Origin of the sequence: Acinetobacter sp. C15 (assembly GCF_013420645.1) — a bacterium.
In the GTDB taxonomy this organism is placed as follows: Bacteria; Pseudomonadota; Gammaproteobacteria; order Pseudomonadales; family Moraxellaceae; genus Acinetobacter; species Acinetobacter indicus.
Genome location: NZ_VOXR01000016.1, coordinates 1 through 24,128, shown reverse-complemented (window position 1 = coordinate 24,128; position 24,128 = coordinate 1). Strand labels below are relative to the sequence as shown.

The 24,128-nt window shown below is 47.4% G+C and carries 23 protein-coding genes; 11 read left to right on the top strand and 12 right to left on the bottom strand.

The genetic code is table 11. The features are described 5' to 3' along the window. Positions 1–3: 3 nt before the first annotated feature. The 6 genes from FTT63_RS08090 to dxs all read right to left on the bottom strand — a co-directional run bounded on the left by FTT63_RS08090 (position 4) and on the right by dxs (position 7,756). On the bottom strand, positions 4–675 hold the full coding sequence (locus FTT63_RS08090) for an outer membrane lipid asymmetry maintenance protein MlaD (RefSeq protein WP_005180325.1): 672 nt from the start codon (positions 673–675) through the stop codon (positions 4–6). Next, positions 675–1,454 carry a lipid asymmetry maintenance ABC transporter permease subunit MlaE gene (gene mlaE / locus FTT63_RS08085; protein WP_005180328.1) on the bottom strand — a complete coding sequence of 260 codons (780 nt, stop codon included), beginning with the start codon at positions 1,452–1,454 and terminating at the stop codon, positions 675–677. The genes FTT63_RS08090 and mlaE overlap by 1 nt, the downstream gene beginning before the upstream one ends. Beyond that, positions 1,451–2,272: an ABC transporter ATP-binding protein gene (locus tag FTT63_RS08080; RefSeq protein ID WP_005180329.1), complete on the bottom strand. Its 822-nt coding sequence runs from the start codon at positions 2,270–2,272 to the stop codon at positions 1,451–1,453. Before FTT63_RS08080 ends, mlaE begins: the two co-directional genes overlap by 4 nt. A gap of 389 nt (positions 2,273–2,661) precedes the next feature. Then, entirely contained in the window at positions 2,662–4,446 is a 1,785-nt protein-coding gene (locus FTT63_RS08075) for a DEAD/DEAH box helicase (RefSeq protein WP_005180331.1), read from the bottom strand. 456 nt (positions 4,447–4,902) lie between these two features. Continuing rightward, positions 4,903–5,733, bottom strand: coding sequence for an inositol monophosphatase family protein (locus tag FTT63_RS08070; RefSeq protein WP_034597976.1), 831 nt, complete (start codon positions 5,731–5,733; stop codon positions 4,903–4,905). Positions 5,734–5,845: 112 nt separating this feature from the next. After that, positions 5,846–7,756, bottom strand: a complete 1,911-nt coding sequence (gene dxs, locus FTT63_RS08065; protein WP_005180334.1) for a 1-deoxy-D-xylulose-5-phosphate synthase — start codon at positions 7,754–7,756, stop codon at positions 5,846–5,848. A 310-nt stretch (positions 7,757–8,066) separates the two neighbouring features. On the opposite strand from dxs, the gene ribA reads away from it, so the two are divergent. Beyond that, the gene (gene ribA / locus FTT63_RS08060) at positions 8,067–8,669 is read left to right on the top strand and encodes a GTP cyclohydrolase II (protein ID WP_034598236.1); all 603 of its coding nucleotides are present in this window, start codon (positions 8,067–8,069) and stop codon (positions 8,667–8,669) included. 315 nt (positions 8,670–8,984) lie between these two features. Here the strand turns inward: ribA and hemN are convergent, their stop codons facing one another. Continuing rightward, positions 8,985–10,358 carry an oxygen-independent coproporphyrinogen III oxidase gene (gene hemN, locus FTT63_RS08055; protein WP_180192163.1) on the bottom strand — a complete coding sequence of 458 codons (1,374 nt, stop codon included), beginning with the start codon at positions 10,356–10,358 and terminating at the stop codon, positions 8,985–8,987. Between the two features lie 235 nt (positions 10,359–10,593). Between hemN and hemF the strand changes: the two genes are divergently transcribed. From hemF to aroE, 3 genes are all read left to right on the top strand, one after another. Next, the gene (gene hemF / locus FTT63_RS08050) at positions 10,594–11,535 is read left to right on the top strand and encodes an oxygen-dependent coproporphyrinogen oxidase (RefSeq protein ID WP_180182055.1); all 942 of its coding nucleotides are present in this window, start codon (positions 10,594–10,596) and stop codon (positions 11,533–11,535) included. Positions 11,536–11,739: 204 nt separating this feature from the next. Next, positions 11,740–11,949 (top strand): hypothetical protein, encoded by a 210-nt coding sequence (locus FTT63_RS08045; RefSeq protein ID WP_016658513.1) that lies wholly within the window; start codon positions 11,740–11,742, stop codon positions 11,947–11,949. Between the two features lie 216 nt (positions 11,950–12,165). Beyond that, complete coding sequence (gene aroE, locus FTT63_RS08040; RefSeq protein WP_168414316.1) at positions 12,166–12,954, top strand: shikimate dehydrogenase; 789 nt, start codon at positions 12,166–12,168, stop codon at positions 12,952–12,954. Positions 12,955–13,179: 225 nt separating this feature from the next. Here aroE and FTT63_RS08035 read toward each other — a convergent pair whose 3' ends face one another. Continuing rightward, the gene (locus FTT63_RS08035) at positions 13,180–14,049 is read right to left on the bottom strand and encodes an IS982 family transposase (RefSeq protein WP_180192168.1); all 870 of its coding nucleotides are present in this window, start codon (positions 14,047–14,049) and stop codon (positions 13,180–13,182) included. Between the two features lie 293 nt (positions 14,050–14,342). On the opposite strand from FTT63_RS08035, the gene FTT63_RS08030 reads away from it, so the two are divergent. After that, the gene (locus FTT63_RS08030) at positions 14,343–16,166 is read left to right on the top strand and encodes an acyl-CoA dehydrogenase C-terminal domain-containing protein (RefSeq protein ID WP_016658512.1); all 1,824 of its coding nucleotides are present in this window, start codon (positions 14,343–14,345) and stop codon (positions 16,164–16,166) included. Positions 16,167–16,256: 90 nt separating this feature from the next. Here FTT63_RS08030 and hemW read toward each other — a convergent pair whose 3' ends face one another. Then, entirely contained in the window at positions 16,257–17,411 is a 1,155-nt protein-coding gene (gene hemW / locus FTT63_RS08025; protein ID WP_180192162.1) for a radical SAM family heme chaperone HemW, read from the bottom strand. Positions 17,412–17,538: 127 nt separating this feature from the next. Here hemW and FTT63_RS08020 point away from each other — a divergent pair, with 127 nt between their 5' ends. From FTT63_RS08020 to FTT63_RS08005, 4 genes are all read left to right on the top strand, one after another. After that, complete coding sequence (locus FTT63_RS08020) at positions 17,539–17,997, top strand: DMT family transporter (protein WP_168370227.1); 459 nt, start codon at positions 17,539–17,541, stop codon at positions 17,995–17,997. A gap of 91 nt (positions 17,998–18,088) precedes the next feature. Then, on the top strand, positions 18,089–19,387 hold the full coding sequence (locus FTT63_RS08015) for an MATE family efflux transporter (RefSeq protein WP_075168245.1): 1,299 nt from the start codon (positions 18,089–18,091) through the stop codon (positions 19,385–19,387). A 156-nt stretch (positions 19,388–19,543) separates the two neighbouring features. Beyond that, positions 19,544–20,842: an AarF/ABC1/UbiB kinase family protein gene (locus tag FTT63_RS08010; protein WP_168390948.1), complete on the top strand. Its 1,299-nt coding sequence runs from the start codon at positions 19,544–19,546 to the stop codon at positions 20,840–20,842. 108 nt (positions 20,843–20,950) lie between these two features. Next, positions 20,951–21,208 carry a type B 50S ribosomal protein L31 gene (locus tag FTT63_RS08005; protein ID WP_016658507.1) on the top strand — a complete coding sequence of 86 codons (258 nt, stop codon included), beginning with the start codon at positions 20,951–20,953 and terminating at the stop codon, positions 21,206–21,208. 106 nt (positions 21,209–21,314) lie between these two features. Here the strand turns inward: FTT63_RS08005 and crcB are convergent, their stop codons facing one another. Then, positions 21,315–21,695: a fluoride efflux transporter CrcB gene (gene crcB / locus FTT63_RS08000; protein WP_104491954.1), complete on the bottom strand. Its 381-nt coding sequence runs from the start codon at positions 21,693–21,695 to the stop codon at positions 21,315–21,317. A gap of 173 nt (positions 21,696–21,868) precedes the next feature. Here crcB and FTT63_RS07995 point away from each other — a divergent pair, with 173 nt between their 5' ends. After that, positions 21,869–22,201 (top strand): HopJ type III effector protein, encoded by a 333-nt coding sequence (locus FTT63_RS07995; protein WP_168390960.1) that lies wholly within the window; start codon positions 21,869–21,871, stop codon positions 22,199–22,201. Positions 22,202–22,258: 57 nt separating this feature from the next. Here FTT63_RS07995 and FTT63_RS07990 read toward each other — a convergent pair whose 3' ends face one another. Together FTT63_RS07990 and FTT63_RS07985 are read right to left on the bottom strand one after the other, a co-directional pair. After that, positions 22,259–22,678, bottom strand: coding sequence for a protease inhibitor I42 family protein (locus tag FTT63_RS07990; RefSeq protein WP_227554639.1), 420 nt, complete (start codon positions 22,676–22,678; stop codon positions 22,259–22,261). A 55-nt stretch (positions 22,679–22,733) separates the two neighbouring features. After that, positions 22,734–23,267: a hypothetical protein gene (locus FTT63_RS07985; protein WP_370459245.1), complete on the bottom strand. Its 534-nt coding sequence runs from the start codon at positions 23,265–23,267 to the stop codon at positions 22,734–22,736. 200 nt (positions 23,268–23,467) lie between these two features. Between FTT63_RS07985 and FTT63_RS07980 the strand changes: the two genes are divergently transcribed. Then, positions 23,468–24,016 carry a class I SAM-dependent methyltransferase gene (locus tag FTT63_RS07980; RefSeq protein WP_104488148.1) on the top strand — a complete coding sequence of 183 codons (549 nt, stop codon included), beginning with the start codon at positions 23,468–23,470 and terminating at the stop codon, positions 24,014–24,016. Positions 24,017–24,128 lie beyond the last annotated feature (112 nt).

The window sequence follows — 24,128 nt, the reverse complement described above, 5'->3', positions numbered from 1 at the left end:
CAATTACTCAACAAATGACACTTCTGCATCTGTTGTTTCAGCGGATGTCTCATCTGCCGGGTTATCGGATGATGACTTGTTGCCTGCGCCACCAGTCACAAACTTGGTCACAAGGTCTTCGATTTCCATGGTGCTTTGGGTATTGCTGATTTGATCACCACGTTTTAAATAATTCAGACCACCACCCGGTACAATCTTCAGGTACTTCTCACCCAAAAGACCATTGGTTGCTACCATTATGTAAGCATCTTCATCGATATTGGTGATGGAGGTCATGTTATCCAATAGTTGCTTTTCCATTGCTTTTTGTTGCGCAGGATCGGCTTCCGTGTATTCGCTGCTGTAACGCAACTCTTCCAGGGCATATTGTTGCACCTGTTGTAACTGTTCCTGATTAAAGGTGGTCAGCTCACCATCCAGAATCATGGTCACAGTGGCCAGACGCGTCACCGGATCTAAAGTAATAGATTCGACCTGCCCGACTTTAACCCCGCTTAAGGCCACTTTGGCACGTGGTTTGATCCCGTTAATATTGTCAAACGTTGCAGTCATGGAATAACTGTCCTGAATGGTGGTGCCTACCAGACCACTGACCCGCATCGCCAGGAAGAATAAAGCAATACCAAACAGAATGACAAAAACACCGACGGCCAGCTCACTAGTACGTGATTTCATTAAACACCTCCGAACATGACCGCAGTCAATACGAAATCAAAACCTAAAACACAAAGCGATGAATACACCACGGTACGCGTGGTAGATGTCGCGATACCTTCAGACGTAGGCTCGCAGGCATAGCCTTGGTAGACCGCAATCCAGGTACAAATTAATGCAAAAACAAAACTTTTAATAATGGTGCCGTTAAAGATATCTTTATAGAACTGTACGGTGCTTTCCATACCGCTCCAGTAAGAGCCTTCATCGGCGCCTAAAAAATCTACCCCAACGAATTTACCACCCATAATGCCGACTGCCGCAAAAATCACAGATAGCATTGGCAAGCTGAAAATCCCGGCCCATAAACGCGGCGAGATGACCCGCTTTAAAGGATCGACCCCGATCATTTCCATACTGGACAACTGTTCGGTGGCTTTCATCAGGCCAATTTCAGCAGTTAAGGCAGAACCGGCACGGCCAGCAAATAACAGGGCCGCAACCACCGGGGCCAGTTCACGCAGCAAGGTTAGGGCCACAGCGGTGCCCAGCATGGCTTCACTGCCAAAGGTCACCAAAATGCTGTACATTTGTAGGCCCAGCACCGCACCAATAAATAAGCCCGACACCACAATAATCAGCAGTGACATCACCCCGACGCGGTACATCTGGTAAATAAACAGTTTCACGCCAATCCAGGTTGGCATGGAAAATAAAATCTGGAGCAGCATTAATGTGGCAACGCCTATACCACGTACCCGCTCAATCACACGGCGTCCTAATGCAGCAATCGCATTCATGCTGAATGCACCTCATGACTCAAATAGGGTTGATGGCTAAACTGATAGTCGACCGGGCCTTCAACTGAACCGGTTAAGAACTGACGCACAAAAGGTGAGGCATGCTGTTTTAATTGTTCTGGGGTGCCTTCACCCTGCACTTTCCCTTCCGCCACCACATAAATATAATCGGCAATGGAGAGGGTTTCGGCCACATCATGCGACACAATAATGGTGGTTAAATCCAGCGCTTCACGCAATGAACGGATTAAACGGGTCAATACACCCATTACAATCGGGTCCTGACCAGCAAAAGGTTCATCGTACATAATCAGTTCCGGGTCCAGCGCAATGGCACGCGCTAAAGCGACACGACGGTTCATCCCGCCAGACAGTTCAGACGGCATGAGCTGCTCGGCACCACGCAAACCCACCGATTCCAGCTTTAAAGCCACCAGTTCGGCAATAAGATGTTCAGGTAAACGGGTATGCGCACGAATCGGGAAGGCCACGTTTTCATAAACCGTCATATCGGTAAACAAGGCACCGCTTTGAAACAGCATGCCCATTCGCGCCCGTGCTGCAAACAGCTCCTGACGTGACATTTTCCCGATATTCTTGCCATCGAGCAGCACTTCACCCTGATCCGGAGTGAGCTGCCCGCCAATTAAACGCAGCAAGGTGGTTTTACCCGTGCCTGACGGTCCCATAATTGCAGTAATCTGCCCACGTCGAATTTTTAAGCTGACATTGTCGTAAATGACCCGCTCCCCTCGTTTAAAGCTCAGGTGATTGACTTCAATCAGTGCTGGCGCCTGTAGAGGTGTCTGATTATTCATAGCTGAGGATTTTCCTGCATTTTTTCAGCATGCATACTATAAAGGATTGGAGAACAAATTGTTATCTATGAAATTCTTTTAAACTGTGTACAAGTTGTACAATTTTATTATGGTCTAATTTGAGTGTAGAAACAAAGAGATGCAGCTTAGGCAAAAGTTCTGTAAATAAAAAAGATGAGGTTACAGAGCAGCAAAACCAAAAAAATATATGGCATAAGCACCTCTTTCATAGATGACACACCGGGCAGTTTGTGCGAATGATAATGAGACATCGCTTAATATATTCTTAAATAAACTTGAACCAGTATACATTTTCCTCATCAAAATTCAAATTTTCTCGCATAAAAAACCGGTGCAAGCACCGGTTTTCTGAATTCGCTCAGTTCAACTTAGTCGTTGAATTTACGACGACGGTCACCACCTTCACGGCGTGGACGGTCGCTGTTGAACTCGCGACGTGGACGATCTTCACCGAATGAACGCGCTGGACGGTCGCCAAAATCACGCTTAGGACGGTCACCGAAAGCACCTTCACGACGTGGTTTGTAGTCTACGCGGTTGCCACGGTTGTCATCATTGCTGTCAAAACGTGGACGCTCGTTGAAACCACCTTCGCGACGCGGACGGTCACTGTTGAATTCACGGCGTGGACGATCATCGAAAGAACGTTGTGGACGGTCACCAAAGCCACCTTCACGACGTGGACGGTCGCTGTTGAATTCGCGACGTGGACGGTCATCGAAAGAACGCTGTGGACGGTCGCCAAAACCACCTTCACGACGCGGACGATCGCTGTTGAATTCACGACGTGGACGGTCTTCACCAAATGGACGCTCGCCACGTGGTTTGTCGTCGAAGCTGCGACGTGGACGGTCATCACCGCCTTCACGACGTTTGAAGTTGCTTTCGCCTTCAAAACGACGGCCACCGCCGAAACCACCACGGCCACCGCGACCACCGTCACGTTTACCACCACGACCGCCGTCACGACGTGGACGTGCTGGAGGTGGAGATGGCTCTAAACCTTCAATTTCAGATACTTCTAAACGTGCATCTAAGTAATCTTCAAGCGCACGAATTTTACCGCGTTCACGGTAAGTCGCCAAAGTAATCGCTTTACCAGTACGACCGGCACGACCAGTACGGCCAATACGGTGTACATAGTCTTCGTTCTTCATTGGCAGACCGAAGTTAATCACGTGAGAAATAGTCGGTACGTCCAGACCACGCGCTGCAACGTCAGTTGCAACTAAAATCTTGGCACGACCTTCACGAATGCTGCGTAAACGGCGGTTACGAACGGTTTGTGGCATTGCACCATGCAGCGCAACAACTGAGTGACCTGCTTCAGCCAGTTCTTCAGCCAGCATATCGGTATCTTCTTGGGTAGAAGCGAATACAACGGCCTGATCAAGATCCTGTTCGCTCAACCAGTGCGTCAACAGTTTTTTCTTGTGCTCGAAGCCATCAGTCCAGTGTAAAGTCTGAGTAATGTCCGTATTGGTAGAGTGACCGGTTTCGATCGCAATACGTTCTGGCTCATTCATCATACGTTCAGCAAGCGTGATGATACGTGGTGCAAATGTCGCAGAGAACATTAAAGTCTGTTCGCGGTTTGCAGCCAAATCACTGATTGCTTCCAGATCTTCAGAGAAACCCAGGTCCAGCATACGGTCAGCTTCGTCAACGATTAACGCATTAACTTTGTCGAGTTTGATTTGACGACGGTTCACAAGGTCAAGTAGACGACCTGGCGTCGCTACAACCACTTGTGCACCTTTTAACTGTTGAATTTGTTTACCAAAAGGCATACCACCCATGATCGCAGCAATACGAACACCTTTCATGTGACGTACAAATGCAATCGCGTCCTGGCTCACCTGTTGAGCAAGTTCACGTGTTGGGCAAAGTACCAGAATAGATGGCTGAGTAATGGCTTTCATACGTTCTTTAAACGGAACGAATGTGTCCTGGTTTGCAAGTGCGTTCAGCGTTGGGAGAAGGAACGCTGCAGTTTTACCCGAACCGGTTTGGCTTGATACAAGAAGATCTTTACCTTCTAATGCCGCAGGAATTGACTGTTCCTGTACAGGCGTAGGCGCAGTAAAGCCAAGAGCGTCTAACGCTTGTTGTAAAGTTTCGTGTAGAGGAAAATCAGCAAAAGTTTTGCTCATAGAGTATTTCACCCGAGAATTGGGTGCTCCATAATAATAAAGTCAAATGGACATCGGCAAAAAGCGGCACAGCATTGAACGCTGAAAATTTAAGAATTCAGCGGCGATCCGAGTAACGACGATGTTGATATAACGCACGCATGATTACGGCTTAACCTGAAGGAATCGCTTTAGCGATTGGGGCGCGAGATATCGTCCTCTCTTTGGACCGCACGCGCATACACAATGATTAGAAGAGAAATGTTCAGGTAATGAACGGAAATTAAGTGCGTGGGCGGATTATAGCAGGATTATTTTAAAAGTCATCTAATTTAATCAACTTTTGCGTTAATTTCTGTACCAGTCGTTAAACTTGAATTAAATCAAGCACAAATAACAGGCAAAAAAACAGCCCGACTGGGCGGGCTGTTTTTTAGGGCTTGGGAGCAAGCCTTGTCATTTCACTCAATGCGTCTATTATTTTGCCGCGTCGCCCCAGGCAGGTACTACTGCCTTCATTAAAGGCTTCAGCATTTTCATAGAACACGCAAGTACCTGACCATTGTCCATAGAATCGCTGCCACCACGTGCATCCACTACAGTACCACCAGCTTCTTTGACGATTAACTCGCCCGCTGCGATATCCCACGGTTTTAGGCCCAGCTCGAAATAGCCATCTAAACGGCCAGCTGCCACATAAGCCAGATCCAGCGCAGCAGAACCTGCACGGCGATATTGCGCACCAGCTTCAGTCACGTTCAATAATGATTCGAAATGGTTTTTGGCATACGACACCACTTCACCATTACGTTTGGCGCGGTAAGCATGACCCACAGCCAGGAACGTATTCTCCAGGCTGTCTTTAACATTCACGCGGATACGGCGCTGATTAAGCATGGCACCACGACCACGGCTGGCAGAGAACAATTCGTCTTTGACTGGATCATAGATCACGCCGTGCTGAGTCACGCCTTTGTGCTGAACAGCAATAGAGATACAGAAATGCGGAAAACCGTTGATGAAGTTAAGCGTACCGTCTAAAGGATCGATCACCCAGCACCAATCGGCGTCATGACCTTTACCTTCTTGCAGACCGAACTCTTCACCCAAGAAACTGTGATTTTTATAGCTTTTACGTAGGGTATCGATGGTCAACTGTTCCAGGTAACGGTCAACACGCGTTACTGGACCATCAATTCCTTTTTCTTCGACTTGTAGATCGAGTTTATGACGATTCTGATGCGCTTTTAAAAGCTCTTGACCAACTGTTTGAGCCGCACGCGCAGCCATCACCACCATAGGTTCCATTGAACACCCACTACAAATTTGAAGATACTGATAAAGAATAATGCATAAAAGCCCCAACATTTTAGCAAATATTGGGGCTTTTGGGGAATAAATGTTTCTAAAATTTATTGCTTCAGGATGAAACGCTCTCGGTCAGCTTGTTCCAGGCCTGGGTCATGGCCTGCTCGATACCGGCGGCATCAAGACCGGCCTGCTGCAACATCTGGCTATGTGTGGCCTGTTGCATAAAGCTGTCATCCAGGCCTAAGTGAATAATAGGCTTGACCAGCTGAGCCTTGGCCAGATATTCACTGACGGCACTGCCCGCGCCGCCCATCACTGCATGTTCTTCTACGGTTACAAACAGCTGGGTGTTTTCAGCCAGGCGTTCAATCATGGCTTCATCCAGCGGTTTCACAAAACGCATGTTCACCACTTGCACGGCAATGTCATGCCGGGCTGCAAATGCCTGTGCTGCTTCAATGGCCGGATAGACTCGGCTACCAAAGGCCAAAATGGCAATCTGCTCATCCGACTGTTCATTAAAACGCGCCACAATTTCTGCCTGACCGATCTCCATCAGGTTCAATTGCTGCTGAATTTCGACTCCAACGCCATTACCACGTGGATAACGCACCGCTGCCGGCCCCGGATAATGATAAGCCGTGTGTAGCATCTGGCGGCATTCATTTTCATCTTTCGGCGCCATGATCACCATATTCGGTACGGTGCGCATGTAGGCATAGTCATAGGCTCCGGCATGGGTTGGACCATCTTCACCGACCAGACCGGCCCGGTCGATACCGAAGGTGACATCCAGATTTTGCAGCGCCACATCATGAATCAGCTGATCATAACCACGTTGCAGGAAAGTCGAATAAATCGCGACCACCGGTTTTAAACCTTCACAGGCCATTCCGGCCGCCAAGGTCACGGCATGCTGTTCAGCAATGGCTACGTCAAAGAAACGCTCCGGATATTGCTTGGCAAACTGCACCATGCCCGAACCTTCGCACATGGCCGGAGTAATCGCCAGCAGGCGTGAATCTTGTGCAGCTTCATCAGATAGCCATTGGCCAAAAACATCGGAATATTTAGGTGCCGCTGCTGCAGACGCGCTGCTGTTGATTTTACTAATTGCGTGATATTTAATCTGGTCCGCTTCTGCCGGGGCAAAGCCTTTGCCCTTTTTGGTATAAACGTGGATTAAACGCGGGCCTTTACGCTTTTTCAGCGCCTGGAATACATTGACCAGCTGATCAACATCATGGCCATCAAAAGGACCAAAATAATCAAAACCAATCGCTTTAAATAAATTATCAGCCGCATCGGTTGCAGCACAATGCAAACGTGAGGTGTAGTTCCACTCGGGATGTGGCTGGATATAGGCCTCGCCAGCAGCATCAATATGCACGCTTTCGCCGCGCTGCCACAGCGCCGCCAGATGTTTGGCAAAACCACCGGTGCTGCAGGAAATTGACATATCATTGTCGTTTAAAATGACCATTAAATCGGCCTGATGCGCCACCGCATCATTCATGGCTTCAAAGGCCATGCCGGCGGTCATGGCGCCGTCACCAATAATTGCCACCACTTCACGCTGCTGCTGCTGATAACGGCTAGCCAGCGCCATGCCCAAACCGGCAGAAATCGCGGTGGAGGAATGTCCGACGCCAAAGGTATCAAATTCAGATTCTTCACGGGCCGGAAACGCGGCCAGACCATCTTTGGCACGAATAGTGGTCAGCTGTTCACGGCGTCCAGTTAAGGCTTTATGCGGATAAGCCTGATGACCGACATCCCAGATCAGACGGTCATGTGGCGTATTAAACGCATAATGCAAGGCCACAGTCAGTTCGATGACCCCTAAATTGGCACCGAAATGCCCGCCACTTTGCCCTGCTGCATACAAAATGAATTGACGTAACTCATCTGCCACTTGTGCTAACTGGCTTTGCGCGAGTAAACGTAATTGTTGTGGATGATCTATGCTATCCAGCAACGGTGTTACAGGGCGTTGAGTCGGTATTTCTGTATACAACATATGTGGCAAAGCCTTCTAAAGCCTGGCAAAACCTAAGCTAGGTCAAGGGGGAGTTACTCGATCATATAGTCGAATTGTACCATCTTCAATCAGCCACATTTCTAGCGATGTAGTTTTGAGCAATGATTTCAGTCGGGCAGTGTTTAGGTGGCGTAGATTATCCTGAATAACCTTGCTATTTATCAACTATTATCGTTCGCTTTCTACAAAAAAGAAAATCTTCTGCAGAAATTCAGCAATCCTATTCTACTAATGTCTGAGCATTAGGCTATACTTTAACGCATTCATGAACAATTTAACGGGTAAAACTGTGCCTATAGAATTTGTCGCAACGTCAAGACTACCAACCGCTTTTGGTGAATTTAAAATTACTGTATTTCAAGATCCGAAAACTGGCGAAGAGCATGTTGCACTGTCTAAAGGTCTGGAACAGGCCCCGACCGAACCGGTACTGGTTCGTGTCCATTCCGAGTGCTTAACCGGGGATGCCTTTGCTTCATTAAAATGTGATTGCGGCCCGCAATTACAGGCCACCCAGCGCCTGATTAATGAAGCCGGACAAGGGGTGATTTTATATTTGCGTCAGGAAGGACGCGGCATTGGCCTGACCAACAAGATTCGCGCCTATGCCCTGCAAGATCAGGGACATGACACGGTAGATGCCAATTTAATGCTGAATCTGCCAGCCGATGCCCGTCAATATGATATGTGCAGCATTATGCTGGATCATCTGCAAGTCAAAGCGGTGCGGTTAATTACCAATAACCCGCTAAAGATTGAAGCGCTCCGTGAGCAAGGGATTAATGTGGTGGATCGCGTGCCGTTAACGGTGGGTTTAAACCCGTTTAATGAGCAGTATTTAAAGACCAAACATGAGCGTATGGCGCATATGTACCAAAAAGATGACTTCTAAGTCATTTTAAGGTTTCCAAAAACAGCTTTCCCTCTTTTAAAGTCAAAACACCTTTTAATCAAATGACCGGCGACAGGAATGTCGCCTTTCCGCTTATCTCGATTAAATGGCTTCTTTTTAAACTATTTCAAATTGGCAGACTACCTGTATCAATAACATTTCACTCTGCATAAAGGCTTTTTCTTTGTTACTTTGACGGGGCAAAGTAACCAAACCCCTTTATTTCACTGATATGGCATCCCTGCCACACAGTGAAATGGCGACCTCCCTGTCGCCGGGTCATGTGATTGAATGCTGAATTGGATAAGATAAAAATTAAATCGTCATTGAGAAAATACGGGTACTCGGTACTTTACGTTTTAAACGCAAATCAAACGCCATACAGATATTACGTACAAACGGTTTGCCCTGCTCCGTAACCTGTAAATGATCCTCAAACAGCGTTAACAAGCCATCTTCCTGCATTTCTTCCAGCTGCTTGAGCACCTCAGGCAATTCCGGGAACTGCATCTCTGGTTCGGCCCAAGAGGTCTGGAAACTGCACATCAAATTCAGAATATGCCGGCGAATCATCAGGTCCTCAGCGGTCAATACATGCCCGCGAAATACCGGAATTTCATTCTGTTCCAGTCGCGCATAATAATCTTCCAGGGTCTTTTCATTTTGCGCAAAGCTGTACCAGCTATCACTGATGGAAGATAACCCAAGCCCAATCATCAGCTGGGTTTTGGAAGCGGTATAGCCCATAAAGTTACGGTGCAGACTGCCCTGCTGAAAAGCCTGATACATGGCATCGCTTTTCAGGGCAAAATGATCCATGCCAATTTCATGATAACCATGCGCCAGCAGTTTTTTCTTGCCCTCTTCATACAGGGTACGTTTCAGTTCATCTTTTGGCACATCATCATCTTTAAAACCGCGCTGGCCATTGCCTTTAATCCACGGCACATGCGCATAACTATAAAAGGCCAGACGGTCCGGATTTAACTGGGTGGTCTGCTGAATGGTATTTAGAACATCGTCCAGATTCTGAAAAGGCAGACCAAAAACCAGATCATGCGAAATTGACGTATAGCCAATGTCACGCGCCCATTCGGTCACACGCTGCACATGTTCATAAGGCTGAATCCGGTGGATGGCTTTCTGGACCTTTTCATTATAGTCCTGCACGCCATAGCTGACCCGGCGAAAGCCCAGATCATACAGCGCCTGCAAATGTTCGCGGGTGGTATTGTTCGGATGGCCTTCAAAACTGAATTCATGCTCGGGCGCGACTGTGGCTTTGGCCAGAATGCCCTGAATCAGCTGCTGTAAATGGGCTACAGAAAAGAAAGTCGGCGTGCCGCCACCCAAATGGATTTCTTTAATCATCGGCCGGTCTGGCAGTAACTGGCAATATAAATCCCACTCTTTCAGCACCGCCTGAATATACGGTTGCTCCACTTCATGGCGTTTGGTCACGCGCTTATGGCAACCGCAAAAGGTACATAAACTTTCGCAGAAGGGCAGATGGATATACAGGCTGATGCCTTCTCTGGCATTGGATTCAGCAAACGCGCGTTGCAGACTTTGCTGCCAGGCCTCGCGAGAAAAACTGGCCTCTTCCCAATACGGTACGGTCGGATAACTGGTATAGCGGGGTCCCGGAACATTGTATTTTTGTACGAGAGAACTGGCCGGTTTCAACATCTACATTGCTCCACTGCAATTGACCCTATGAGGTGGGCACAAGGCCCGTATTCACTATTGTGCGGAGCTTAAAACAGGAATTCAACCTAGCCTTTTGGTCGGGAATCGGGAAGCTCATGCTGTTGCCTCTTCACTTAGATCAGCCATGCGCAGCGCACAGCAGCCCTTCCCCTCTTAATTTTTTTACCAATCTGTGCTTTGATGTGCTTATTGTTTTTTATTCATGAGTGTCATCATGCAGCATCCTACCTCCGCTGATATTCAACGCGTACGTGAATTTCTTCTCGATTTACAGGCGCGCATCTGTGCCGCGTTAGAACAACAGGAACAGGCCGGCGGCGGTACGGCTGAATTTGTGATTGATGACTGGCAGCGCCCTGAAGGGGGCGGTGGCCGTTCCCGGGTCTTACAAAATGGCAGCGTGATTGAAAAAGGCGGGGTGATGTTCTCGCATATCAATATTTCCAAACTACCTGCCTCAGCAACCGAACGCCATCCTGGCATTGCCGGTGCCAAAGCGCAGGCGATGGGCGTATCTCTGGTGATTCACCCGAAAAATCCAAATGTTCCAACCTCACATGCCAATGTGCGTTTATTTGTGGCCGAACCGGAAGGTCAGGACCCGATCTGGTGGTTTGGCGGCGGTTTTGACCTGACCCCGTTTTATCCGAATGATGAAGATGTCCTGTCCTGGCACCAGATTGCACATGACTTATGTGCGCCCTTTGGCGAGCAGGTCTATGCCGAACACAAACAGTGGTGTGATGACTATTTCTATCTGAAACATCGCGATGAACAGCGTGGAGTGGGCGGCCTGTTTTTTGATGATTTAAACCAGTGGGATTTTGACACCTGTTTTGAATATATTCAGGCGGTGGGCAATGGCTATCTGGAAGCGATTTTGCCGATTTTTAAACGCAATCAGGATAAACCTTATACCGAAGCGCAGCGTGAATTCCAGCTCTATCGTCGTGGTCGCTATGTGGAATATAACCTGGTCTATGACCGTGGTACGCTGTTCGGCCTGCAAACTGGCGGCCGGATTGAATCCATTTTGGTCAGCTTGCCCAATCTGGCCGGCTGGAGTTATCGCCCGGAATGGGATGCCGATTCCGCAGAGAAAAAACTCACCGACTATTATTTAAAGCCGCATGACTGGCTACGCGAACTACAATAAATGTCTAAAAAGCTACCGCAAATAGTGGTAGCTTTTTTCTTGCAACACACGCTTGCAAGGTGCATACATTTAAATATATTTGCATACACTTTTTCGCCAACTCTTCATAAGACTTTCATTTAAAGCGAGTAGACTCTATAGTCTTGGTTTAATGCGTCTGGCGAAAGATGGAATTAAGCCAGTATCGATTTAAGGAACGCTCCCATGCTGCAAAATTTCATTGCTCAACACAAAGGCCTGCTGTTCTGGCTGATTCTCAGTCTTCTAGTCTGCTCTCTCAGCATTACCTTTATTTTCGAACATCCTTTAAGTGACAGTCTGTCGATTGTGGCCAGTGTTTTTGCCCTGATTGCTCTGGTTTTTACTTCGGTCTTGCTGGTTTTAGATACCATCTTGGATATCTGTAATCCTTAAGCCGTCACAGGTTTACAGATCAGACTGTTTTTCATCTTTTTATTTTTCTCTATTCGATTTTCTCTCCTTTTACCTTATCCCTCTCTTCCCTGCCCGACACCCGATTGTGTCGTTTTGCTTATTGGATTTATTCCAATTGTTCATCATTTGTAGGCTTTAGCCCCTGCCCGATTTGGCGTATATTGATGGGCATTTCAGCACATGGATCATGTGAAAATGCGCAAACAATTTGCCGTTGTGGGCAACCCGATTGAACAGTCCCGCTCTCCAGAACTGCATCATGCCTTTGCCGAAAAAACCGGGGTTGATCTGGTCTATCGCAAACGCCTGGCACCATTGGATGGTTTTGAAGCCAATATTCGTGAATTCTTTGCCGAAGGTGGGGTAGGCATGAATGTCACCGTGCCGTTTAAAGAACAGGCCTTTGCCTTGTGTGATGTACTCAGCGAACGGGCCAAAACCGCCAAAGCTGTAAATACCTTGTGGATGCAAGATGGTCAGCTGTATGGTGACAATACCGATGGTCAAGGACTGGTCGATGCCATTCGGGCACTGAACTGGAATTTGGACAATACCAAGATTCTGATTATTGGTGCCGGCGGCGCCACCCGTGGCGTGATTTATCCACTGGTTCAGGCCGGCGTGAAAAAAGTGGTGATTGCCAACCGTACTCTGGCGCGTGCCGAGCAGCTGGTGGCTGATTTGCAGCAGGCTGTACCACAGGCTGAATTGTCTGCCATTGGTCTGGATGCTCTGGCTGGCGAGTTTGACATTGTCATTAACGCGACATCGGCCAGCTTGAGTGGTGATGCCTTAATCCTGCCGGACGCGCTGCAATTTCAACATGCCTATGAAATGGCTTATGGCAAGCCCTCCAGTTTTCTGGAACAGGCCAAGGCCCGTCAGATTCCAACCTCGGAAGGCTTTGGCATGCTGGTTGGACAGGCAATTGAATCATTTTCAATCTGGAATGGGGTCAAACCCGATTTAAAAGATTTTCTTTAAAATCTGCGATTTTTCCCGGAAAAAGAACCGATCTTGCACGGTTCTTTTTTATGGCTGAGATTTAGGCTGCACAATTAACCCGCATTATGATTGGATTTAATGACACAAATATGGCAACCGTTTTGCCCAGATTTAAACACCTTGCCGGCCATTAGGCTTTGGTCCTAGATCATGCTCACTTATGTTTTATTTTGTTATAATTTAAATAAATAACCCGGATCCTGCTTAAGCCGATGATTCCTTAATTTGAATTGTTGGCTTATTTTGATGGGTTAATTGATATGCACATAGTGAGGCGTAAATTCCACTCAGAAATCCATGAAGACTACGTGCTTTACTCGTCACTAAATTGCATTGCCCCTTCAATAAACTGAATAATGTTTCTATCTTATTGCGTTGTCTTAGGTGATATTCATCTGATGCACAGAGTTGAATAGCCTGCATATTCTTTCGATGATAAGTAATTAAATCAATACTTTGATCTTTCAATCTGATTTTTAATTCTTGGCTGATGTAACCTCGATCCCCGTAAAGTTTTGCTTCTATACCAGCAACCAATTGCTCAACCATTTTTATGTCAGCAACATGTCCATTTGATAAAGCAGAACAGGCAATTTCACCAAATTGATTCATCGCAATATGTAATTTACAGCCATAAAACCAGCCCATTGAGCTTCTACCACGTGATGCAATTTGGACTAATGATTTATGACGCTGAATACGTTGATTTTTACAAACTGGCAGAGTTGTTGAATCAATCCATAAATATTGTGTAGCTTGGTCTTTCATCAGCGCCACATGTAAAGCGTGTAGGGCCAATTGGTGCATATTGATCAGATGAATCATCCTTTGATAGCAAGGCAAGTACTTAAATAAATGGCTTTTATCTTCTTTTAACCAGGTGAAAAAGGCTTTGAAATTATTGAAATGAGAGCATTTGTACCAAATGGCAATAAAGCAGATTTCTGAAATTGTGAGTTTAGCAGTTCTGATTCTTAAGGAACCACGGTTTTGTTTGAGAAACTCCCAATAAGTTGATTCAAATTTAAGAAAAAAATCATCAATTACGCAGAATAATTCGGTACTATTGAACATCAGGACTAGAGTTGTGAGTTTGGTGTGGTAACTCAACTGATGGCTCTAGTCCTCTTATTTTTCAAGTCAATTTCTTATCCGCGATTCAGGTTAAATAGAATACAAAAAACAGTGGTGACAAGGGCAGGATTTTCTCCTAAATTAGAACTGATCCCACGTCTATAAGATTCTATTGATTCGCTTTTCTGACATTTTTAACTGAATTCAACATCAATGTATTTTGATGCGCAGTGTGAATAATCAAACTATCCGATCAGATAATCCAAAACTATTTTTAAATCAGGATTAATGTTATGCCAGCATATAAAGCGCCTTTACACGACATTCGTTTCTTAATGAATGAAGTGTTTGACTATCCAGCACATTATCAAACTTTGTCTAACGGTGAAGCAGCAGATCCAGAAACAGTCGACATGATTCTCGAAGGGGCGGCTGATTTTTGTGAAAATGTCCTCTCTCCTTTGAACCAGACCGGCGACCAGGAAGGCTGTCATTTTGAAAATGGCGAAGTGAAAACGCCAAAAGGCTTTAAAGAAGCCTATGACCAGTTTGTGCAAAGCGGCTGGCAAGGTCTGTCTTATCCAGAACAGTACGGCGGTCAAAACCTGCCAATGTCGTTAAACCTGATCAAATCTGAAATGATGGGCACCGCCAACTGGTCATTTCAGATGTATCCGGGTTTAAGTGTGGGCTGTATCAACACCATTATCCAGTACGGTACAGACGAACAAAAAGATACCTATCTGCCGCATCTGGTGGCAGGCACCTGGTCAGGAACCATGTGTTTGACCGAGCCACAATGTGGTACTGACTTAGGTCAGGTGAAAACCAAAGCAGAACCGCAAGCCGATGGTACTTATGCCATTTCAGGCACCAAAATCTTTATTTCTGCCGGCGAACATGACCTGACCGAAAATATTGTCCATATTGTCTTGGCGCGTTTACCGGATGCTCCGGCCGGTACCAAAGGTATTTCCCTGTTTATCGTACCGAAATTCCTGCCATCTGCAGACGGTGGCGTGGGTGAGCGTAACCCAGTGACCTGTGGTTCAATTGAACACAAAATGGGGATTCGCGCGTCGGCAACCGCAGTGCTGAACTTTGACAATGCGGTGGGTTATTTAATTGGCGAGCCGAACAAAGGCCTGCATGCCATGTTCACCTTTATGAATACTGCCCGTATTGGTACCGCGATTCAAGGGATCTGTCATGCGGAACTGGCCTTCCAGGGTGCTTTACCGTATGCTAAAGAACGGATGTCAATGCGTGCCCTGTCCGGTAAAAAAGATCCGGAAAAAGTGGCCGATGCCATTATTCACCATGCCGATGTGCGCCGTATGCTGCTGACGCAAAAAGCTATTGCTGAAGGTGGTCGTGCCATGATTTATCATGCCGCACAAATTGCCGACAAAATGACCGATGCACTGGAGCGTGGCGATACCGCTGCCTTTGAACAGCATGATGATCACCTCGGTTTCTATACTCCAATTCTAAAAGGCTTCCTGACTGAAATGGGCTATGAAGCCGCCAACCATGGCATGCAGGTTTATGGCGGTCATGGCTATATCAAAGAATGGGGCATGGAACAGATTGTACGTGACTCGCGTATCTCGACCCTGTATGAAGGCACCACCGGTGTACAGGCGCTTGACCTGATTGGCCGTAAAGTACTGCTGACCTCAAAAGGTAAAGTGATTCGTGACTATACCGCAGAAATTCTGAAATTCTGTGGTCAGCATGCCCGCAATAAATACATGCGCCGTTTTGCCTGGGACTTAACCAAGCTATGCGCGCAGTGGAATGCCCTGACTGTACGGATCATGCTGGCAGCACGTAAAGACCGCGACATCGTCTCAAGTGCCTCTGTCGACTTCCTGATGTTCTCGGGTTATGTGATGATGGCTTACTTCTGGGCACAGCAGGCGGCCGTTGCATCGGCCAAACTGGCATCGAATGATGGCGCAGAAACCCCAGAGTTCTACAAAGCGAAAATCAAAGTGGCAGATTTCTACTTTGAACGCTTATTGCCACGTACCCAAGGTCATGCCGAAGCGATGGTCAATCCATCTAAAACCATGACAGCATTAGCACCAGAACATTTTAGCTTCGACTACTAAGTCAAAGCCAAAAAAGAAAAGACCGCGCAAGCGGTCTTTTTTATGGATGCTGTAAAAACAGTGAATATCCTAAGCGAAGGTTTTGGATTGTTATAAAAACTCTTCCAGCACCGAATTTAAAAACACATGCCCCTGTTCAGTACAGGCCAGCCGGCTGGCATCTTCCACCAGCAACTTGCGCTGACGTAGTGAGGTTAATACCGGTGCCAAATCATCCAGACTTAAACCGGTACGTTCTGCATAAAGTTTCGCATCGACGCCGGCATTCAGGCGCAGTGCATTCATCATAAACTCAAACGGCATCTCCTCAGCGGTAATCCGTTTGAACTGTCCATGCTCGGCCGGCACCTTGGCCAGATAATCTTTTGGCAGGCGGGTTTTCTGGAAACGGTATACCCCATCTGGTCGGGTGACTTTGCCATGCGCACCAGCGCCAATCGCCAGATAATCGCCAAATTGCCAGTAATTCAAATTATGTGCCGAAGGTCGCTCCTTCCGCCATGCCGACACTTCATAATTGATAAAACCATTGGCCTTTAAATAAGCCTCACCCTGTTCCTGAATCGCTTCCAGCACCTCATCGACCGGTAAAACCGGCTGGGTGCGGAAAAATACGGTATTCGGTTCAATGGTCAGCTGATACCAGGAAATATGGGTCGCGCCCTGCCCAACCGCCAGCTTTAAATCATTTAAAGCCTGTTCCAAAGTCTGCTCCGGCAAACCATGCATCAAATCAACGTTAATGCGCTGAAAGCCGGCCTCACGCGCCAAGTGAATCGCTGAAAGCGCATCGCTCTGGCTATGAATCCGGCCCAGTTTTTTTAGATGATCGCTATTAAAACTTTGCACCCCAATTGACAGGCGGTTAATTCCCGCCGCCAGATAACCGGCAAAAGGATCATGTTCAATGGTGCCCGGATTGGCCTCTAAGGTAATTTCGCAATCGTCTTGAAACGGCAACAGCGCTTTAAGCTGTGCAAACAGCCATTGATAGCCAGCTGCTGAAATCAGCGATGGCGTCCCCCCGCCAATAAACACACTGTGAATTGCACGGCCCTGGGCAAATTCCAGCTGCGTATTAAAATCGGCGACCAAAGCCTGTAAATATTGCTGCTCCAAATCTAGTGACAGTTTGCCATCCGGGACGGCATGCGAGTTAAAGTCGCAATACGGACACTTGCGCACACACCACGGCATGTGAATATAGAGGGACAAGGGAACAGACGCAGGATTCAATTCAGCCAAGGAACAAGCTCAAAAACAGCAAAGGAAGATGCATATTTTAACATGACTGCATCAGGACACCGATAAAATCTCACAGCGAATACCGCTACACTAGAAAAAATTACAGAAGAATTAGCGTGTTAGAATGATGAAAATATCTTCGCAATTACTGCTTTTAATGCCGCTGGCCATGGGGATCGGGATTGCCATGACCCTGCAAACCGCCATCAATACCCAGCTACGCGAATATTTATATTCTCCTTTGCAGGCTGCCCTTTTCTCGTTTTTGGTTGGTACAATAGTGCTGGCTATTTTGGTGTTTTTTCAACAGGTTCCCAAACCCAATCTGCACGAGATCATCCATTTGCCCTGGTATATGTGGCTGGGCGGTGTGTTAGGGGTCTATGCCATCAGTTTAAGTATTTATGCAGCACCGAAACTCGGCTATCTCACCCTGACCGGTTTAATCCTGTTTGGCCAGATTGCCATGTCGATGCTGGTCGACCATTTTGGTGTCCTGGGCACAGAAAAAGCACCCATCAACTGGCAACGTCTTCTGGGTGGCGTGGTGATTTTTATAGGTGTGCTTCTCACTTTACAACGCTAATCGCTCTGTTCTAAGCACATGATGAATATGGGTAATAACTGTGGCTACGCTTGGCAGCACACGTTTTGAATTAAAACAACTGTTCCGTTTAATGATTCCGATTCTGGTGACGCAATTTGCCCAGGCCGGTCTGGGGCTAATTGATACCATTATGGCCGGTCAGTTTTCACCGACCGATCTAGCCGCAATTGCAGTTGGTGTGGGGCTGTGGCTTCCGGTGATGCTGCTGTTTAGTGGCATCATGATTGCCACTACACCGCTGGTGGCTGAGGCCAATGGTGCGCGTACACCGGAAAAAATTGCCACCATTGCCCGGCAATCGTTATGGGTGGCGTTTATTTTGGGCTGGATTGCCTGCCTGATTTTACAGCTGGCACCGCTGTTATTGCCGCTGCTTGGAGTACCAGAAAGCCTGCAACCCAAAGCCGGACTGTTTCTGCATGCCATTGGGTTTGGTATGCCGGCGGTGACCATGTATGCTGCGCTACGTGGCTATTCTGAAGCGCTGGGTTATCCGCGTCCGGTGACGGTTATCAGTCTGCTAGCGCTGGTGGTACTGGTGCCACTGAACCTGATCTTTATGTATGGTTTAGGGCCGCTGCCTGAACTGGGCAGTGCCGGCTGCGGCTTTGCCACGGCCATTTTACAGTGGCTGATGTTTATTACCCTGGCGCTGTACATTTCCAAAAGCAGCGCCTACCAAAGCACCCAGATTTTCACCCGCTGGGAACCCATCGACCGTTACTGGATGAAACGGATTTTAATGCTCGGCCTGCCGATTGGTTTGGCAATTTTCTTTGAAGTCAGTATTTTCAGTACCGCGGCCATTGTGATTAGCCCCTTAGGGGAAACACTGGTGGCGGCGCATCAGATTGCCATGTCGGTGACCTCACAGCTGTTTATGATTCCGATGTCTCTAGCCATTGCACTGACCATCCGCATTGGCACCTATTATGGTGAAAAAAACTGGGCTGCCATGCGCCGCGTGCAGTATTTGGGGCTGATTACCGCAACCCTGCTGGCCTTTATGACCATGAGTTTTATGTGGCTGTTCCGTCCGGAAATTATTTCAATTTATACCTCGGATGTCGATGTGGCACAGGTGGCGATGTATCTGCTGCTGTTTGCAATTGCCTATCAGTTGATGGATGCCTGGCAAATTAGTGCAGCCGGCTGTTTGCGCGGTATGCAGGACACCAAAGGCCCGATGTGGATTACCATGCTGGCCTACTGGGTCATTGCCTTTCCGGTCGGGGTGTATTTTTCCCGCTTTGGCAGCATGGGCGCGGCCGGGGTCTGGGTCGGCCTGATTGTCGGCTTGAGCGTGGCCTGTGTACTGTTGCTGATCCGGTTGTATATGAACAACCAGCGCCTGAGTCAAAGCAGCTAAGCGATTCGCCTCTCATCATCTTTAGCCGGCCATTACCGCCGGCTTTTTGATGTGCAACATGTAGTGAATTTGCTTATTAACAATTTAAAGTAGGCTTTTCACCCAACTGCCGGTATGCTCAAGGCAGATAGTCAAGATGATCTTAAGGAACCTCGCATGGTAAAAACGGCTAGTACACCGGGTCGTCGCTTTATGAAACTGGCCAGTATGACCGCCAGTATCGCCACCAAAACCGTTTCCAATTCAATTAAAAACTTTTCTGCCGATGACGAGCAGAAGAATGCCGCACGCAGCAAACTGTTTCAGGATATTGGTATCCAGATTGCCGATACCTTGGGAGAAATGAAAGGTGCGGTCATGAAAGTGGGGCAAATCGCCTCGCAATATAAAGATATTTTCCCACCAGAAGTGGCGCGGGCCATCAGCAAATTACAACGTCAGGCACCGCCCATGCCTTTTGCCGAAATTCAGGCACAAATCGAAAAAGAACTGGGCAAGCCCCTCGCGCAGATTTTCCAGCATTTTGATGAAACCCCATTTGCCGCCGCGTCCATTGGCCAGGTACATAAGGCAATTTTGCCGACGGGTGAACAGGTGGTAGTGAAAATCCAGTATCCGGGTGTCGATGAAGCCTGTGAAAGTGACCTGAAACAGGTGCGTCTGGCCTTGCGTTTAATGGGTGTGTTAAAAATTGACCGCAAATTGCAGGACAAACTGTTCCAGGAAATTCAGGACAGTCTGGACAATGAGCTGAACTACCAGATTGAAGCACAAAACCTGGAAGTGGCGCGTACCTTCCATCAGGCGCTGGACAGTAAAATTATTATTCCGCAGGTCTTTAAGGACTATTCGACCCGGCATATTTTAACGTTAAGTCTGGAACAGGGTGACAGTATTGAAACCGCCAGCCAGTGGCCACTGGCGACCCGGAATGAACTGGGACGCCGGCTGTTTCGCGCTATTGGTCAGGAAATTTTCTATCTCAAGCGTTTCCACTGTGACCCGCATCCGGGTAACTTTGCCTTCCGTGAAGATGGCAGCGTGATTATTTATGATTACGGCGGTGTGAAGACCTTGTCCAATGACATTGTGCAGCATTTTAAAGCGCTGATTCAGGCCGGCCGTGCCCAGAATATTGCCTTAATGGAACAGGAACTGACTGCCCTGCACTCCCTGTCCGAGCAAGGCAAATTCCCGCCAGAACTGTATCAGGCCTGGCTGGAAGTGCTGATGCGCCCTTTGACCACCGATTATGATTTTGCCGAAAACTCGGCCCATCATGATGGTATGGAACTGATGAAACCCTCGTTAAAATATTGGGATGTATTCAAGCCATCACCCGATACCTTAATGGTCAACCGCACGGTGTCGGGTCATTACTGGAACCTGATTCATTTAAAAGTGCATGACAATTTAAATGATCTGTTTGAAGAACTGGTTCCACCACACGCTTAAACCATATATTAAAAACCACACTGAGCCCGAATGACCCATTCGGGCTGACTTTACTTTTTATTTGTTACGTTATAACATTACATTATTCAGCAAACATGAGGAATTGTTATGCGTCCAGAGATCCATCCCGAATATCAGGAAGTGCTGTTTCACGACACCAATGCCGATGCCTATTTTATTATTGGCAGCACCCTGAAGCCGCAGCAGACCAAGGAATATCAGGGCAAAATCTATCCCTATATGACTTTAGATATTTCCAGTGCTTCGCATCCGTTTTATACCGGTGAGCAGCGTCAGGCCAGCAATGAAGGCCGTGTCGCCAGCTTCAATAAACGCTTTGCCCGTTTTAAACGCAGCAAGGACTAAGCCGCGCAGTAGAAAAAAATTGGCATACACATCCTTTATGAAGTCTAGACCTTTATCTCCAGCTAGGCTTCATTTTTTTATTTTATGCAGTTGATTTTCCTGTTTTTTATTTCGTATTTAATAGCACCTGAAACAGATAAAAACCCACCGCCAGACAGAGCACACCCAAAATCACACTTGAGATCACATACATTAACGCCACGCTGGTGTGTCCCTGTTTCAGCAATTGAAAGGTTTCCAGCCCAAAACTGGAAAAGGTGGTAAAGCCGCCTAAAATACCCACCATTAGAAACAGTCGAAGCTCCTGTTGTAGTACCGGGAACTTTTGGCTGAAGGCAAAGAATATTCCGGCAGCAAAACAGCCGAGCAGATTCACCGACCAGGTCGGCCAGGGAAATAACACACCGGGCTTAAATAGCCACAGACTCAGGCCATAGCGTAGACTTGCCCCGATTGCTCCACCCAATGCCACCCAAAGCCAATTCATGTCGTGTTGATTCCCATGTGTATAACTGCCATTTTATCCACAAGTTGGGCCAAAGAGCAGATTTTTTCATCTGCTGGGTGCAAAAATTGAGGCCGAAATAAGCTAAACCCCTGCGAAAAAACATGCTATTGTCGCAGGGCTTTTACCAATTTTTTCTATGGACTGAGAACATGATGGCTCAAGATTTATTGGCCCAGCTGCATGCAGGCAAAGCGAACTTTGCCGATGTGATTGCCTATATTGATGCACGTTATACCCACACGCCAACTGCGTTTAGCAATGGCCAGCAACACAATGCGGCCACTGAAAACCAGGGCAGCGCCAAAGTGCTGAGTTTTGCCAAATTAAATGGCTTAGACCACGCGCAAACCTTAAGCCTGTTTGCTGAACACTATGCGGCGGTACTGGCCACGCCTGAAGCCACCGATCATCAGAATATCCGCCAGTTTATGCAGCAAGGTTGGGCTGGTGTACAGTTTGCAGGCGAAGCGCTGACGGCCAAATAAGCCTTTAAAACGAAAAACCTCTAAAACAGAGGTTTTTTTATGTCTGATGTTCAGGTCTTAAGCCACGCGCACCCGGCATTTCCATTCTGCCAAGGGAAGCGGTTCTCCCGCCCTGGCCTGTTTTAAATGAATCAGTCCTTCACCGACCTGAACCGCACGAAAACGGAAAGTTTTTTCTCCAGCCGCATTTAACTGCGCGGAGTCATGCTGAGTATTTTCTGCATCCGCCTGTAGATACAAGGTTTCCAGCTTAAAGATGGACGGATGTTGCATCACCGACCAGAGATAGCCGGTGGCTGGATTTTCTGCCAGACGCAATTCCAGAGTTTCCCCGATCTTTAAATTTAACAGTGCCGGACATTGCTGATCGGCATGATAAACATGAGTACCATCGACCGGGGTACTGACACTGCCACAACCGCTGAGGGTCAACAGCCCCAGCCAGCTACAGAGAATGAGCGTCTTGCTATGATTCATCCACCTATGATTCATCGACATTCCCCTGGCGCTACATTTTACCAGTCAGGCCACATTAACTGCGTTTTACTTTTTCAATCCACTGGATTGAACTGACCCGGAACACTTCACAGGCACCATCGCCGGTATCGGTCGGAGTGAGTGACGACGTCCAAACCATATCTTTGTCTTTAACTTCCACCAGTTCCCCGCTTAAACGCACCAGATCACCACGTTTGACCTGTTTAATCTGTTTGGCAATGTTTGGATTGGCCGGAATGATGTGCATATTGGAGACCATCTGCATGGCCTGCTCTGCCGGCACCGGTAAACGATCCATTTTCCAGTTTAAATAGCGGTCGTACTGATTTACCGTAATATGCCGGGCAATTTCCGGCTCTGCAAACAGGCCCCAGCTCACGGCATAATCAATCGGAGAAAACTTGGCCTGCTCATCATCGGTATAGGTTTTTGAACCTAAAATCCGGAAATCGCCACGAAAGGACTGCAAGACCGAAATCGACTGATCGGCAGATGCCGGCGCTAACCCTTTGGCAATATTATAGTCGACCGATGCCATGGCACTGGTCTGTAATAGGGCGGCCGTCATAAGCGAAATAAGTCCAAAGCGCAGCTTCATGAGATTCTCAGATCCTTCAGTCAGAACAGATATATCTCTGATGTTAATCGATGTTGATCAGCAGAAAATAAAGAAATGGTAAGAAAATAGTTACCTTTGGTCTCATTTTTGTCTTTGCCTGCGCGGCTCAGTTAAAATAAACATAGATTAAATAAAAATATGTGATTTCAATGCTTTATAAATTCTATCAACAGCATATTTTCCCACACCTGCTGAATCAGGTGATGCAGACGCCGAGCCTGATGGATTTACGCCGTGAATTGCTGCTGCCAATTGAGGGTGAGGTACTGGAGATTGGCTTTGGCACCGGGCTGAATTTACCCTTTTACCAAAATGTCGATGTAGTCTATGCGCTGGAGCCAAACCTGGAGATTTTCCAGCTGGCCGAAACACGGATTCGTGACAGTGCCATTCTGGTGGAGCATCTGGCTGGCAAAGCTGAGCAGCTGGATTTTGCCGATAATCGTCTGGAGCATGTAGTATCAACCTGGACCTTATGCAGCGTGCAACAGATTGAACAGTGTCTGGCCGAAATTTATCGGGTACTGAAACCGGGTGGTTGCCTGCATCTGGTCGAGCATGTGCTGCATCCTGAAAATTTATATATTCAACGCTTGCAGCATCTACTCACGCCGCTACAAAAACGGCTGGCGGATGGCTGTCATCTCAACCGCGATCTGGCGCTGCTGTTACAGCAGGCCGGTTTTGAACAAAACTAAGAGCGCATTCTCGCTCTTTTAAGGGCGAGTTAGCTCTTTTTTAATGACATGGACTTTTTAGCATTTTTTTCTGACGTTGGTATTCTTTGTTCTTCAATGTATTTTTTCACTA

Excerpts from the sequence above, each read along its gene's own strand:
- dxs (WP_005180334.1), bottom strand. The coding sequence starts at position 7,756 with ATGTTGTATACAGAAATACCGACTCAACGCCCTGTAACACCGTTGCTG.
- FTT63_RS07990 (WP_227554639.1), bottom strand. The coding sequence starts at position 22,678 with ATGAATCATAGCAAGACGCTCATTCTCTGTAGCTGGCTGGGGCTGTTG.
- FTT63_RS08005 (WP_016658507.1), top strand. The coding sequence starts at position 20,951 with ATGCGTCCAGAGATCCATCCCGAATATCAGGAAGTGCTGTTTCACGAC.
- FTT63_RS07995 (WP_168390960.1), top strand. The coding sequence starts at position 21,869 with ATGGCTCAAGATTTATTGGCCCAGCTGCATGCAGGCAAAGCGAACTTT.
- FTT63_RS07980 (WP_104488148.1), top strand. The coding sequence starts at position 23,468 with ATGCTTTATAAATTCTATCAACAGCATATTTTCCCACACCTGCTGAAT.
- hemF (WP_180182055.1), top strand. The coding sequence starts at position 10,594 with ATGCAGCATCCTACCTCCGCTGATATTCAACGCGTACGTGAATTTCTT.
- FTT63_RS08075 (WP_005180331.1), bottom strand. The coding sequence starts at position 4,446 with ATGAGCAAAACTTTTGCTGATTTTCCTCTACACGAAACTTTACAACAA.
- FTT63_RS08010 (WP_168390948.1), top strand. The coding sequence starts at position 19,544 with ATGGTAAAAACGGCTAGTACACCGGGTCGTCGCTTTATGAAACTGGCC.
- FTT63_RS08045 (WP_016658513.1), top strand. The coding sequence starts at position 11,740 with ATGCTGCAAAATTTCATTGCTCAACACAAAGGCCTGCTGTTCTGGCTG.
- hemN (WP_180192163.1), bottom strand. The coding sequence starts at position 10,358 with ATGTTGAAACCGGCCAGTTCTCTCGTACAAAAATACAATGTTCCGGGA.
- aroE (WP_168414316.1), top strand. The coding sequence starts at position 12,166 with ATGCGCAAACAATTTGCCGTTGTGGGCAACCCGATTGAACAGTCCCGC.
- FTT63_RS08080 (WP_005180329.1), bottom strand. The coding sequence starts at position 2,272 with ATGAATAATCAGACACCTCTACAGGCGCCAGCACTGATTGAAGTCAAT.
- FTT63_RS08030 (WP_016658512.1), top strand. The coding sequence starts at position 14,343 with ATGCCAGCATATAAAGCGCCTTTACACGACATTCGTTTCTTAATGAAT.
- FTT63_RS08020 (WP_168370227.1), top strand. The coding sequence starts at position 17,539 with ATGAAAATATCTTCGCAATTACTGCTTTTAATGCCGCTGGCCATGGGG.
- crcB (WP_104491954.1), bottom strand. The coding sequence starts at position 21,695 with ATGAATTGGCTTTGGGTGGCATTGGGTGGAGCAATCGGGGCAAGTCTA.
- FTT63_RS08090 (WP_005180325.1), bottom strand. The coding sequence starts at position 675 with ATGAAATCACGTACTAGTGAGCTGGCCGTCGGTGTTTTTGTCATTCTG.
- FTT63_RS08035 (WP_180192168.1), bottom strand. The coding sequence starts at position 14,049 with ATGTTCAATAGTACCGAATTATTCTGCGTAATTGATGATTTTTTTCTT.
- FTT63_RS08015 (WP_075168245.1), top strand. The coding sequence starts at position 18,089 with ATGATTCCGATTCTGGTGACGCAATTTGCCCAGGCCGGTCTGGGGCTA.
- mlaE (WP_005180328.1), bottom strand. The coding sequence starts at position 1,454 with ATGAATGCGATTGCTGCATTAGGACGCCGTGTGATTGAGCGGGTACGT.
- FTT63_RS07985 (WP_370459245.1), bottom strand. The coding sequence starts at position 23,267 with ATGACGGCCGCCCTATTACAGACCAGTGCCATGGCATCGGTCGACTAT.
- FTT63_RS08070 (WP_034597976.1), bottom strand. The coding sequence starts at position 5,733 with ATGGAACCTATGGTGGTGATGGCTGCGCGTGCGGCTCAAACAGTTGGT.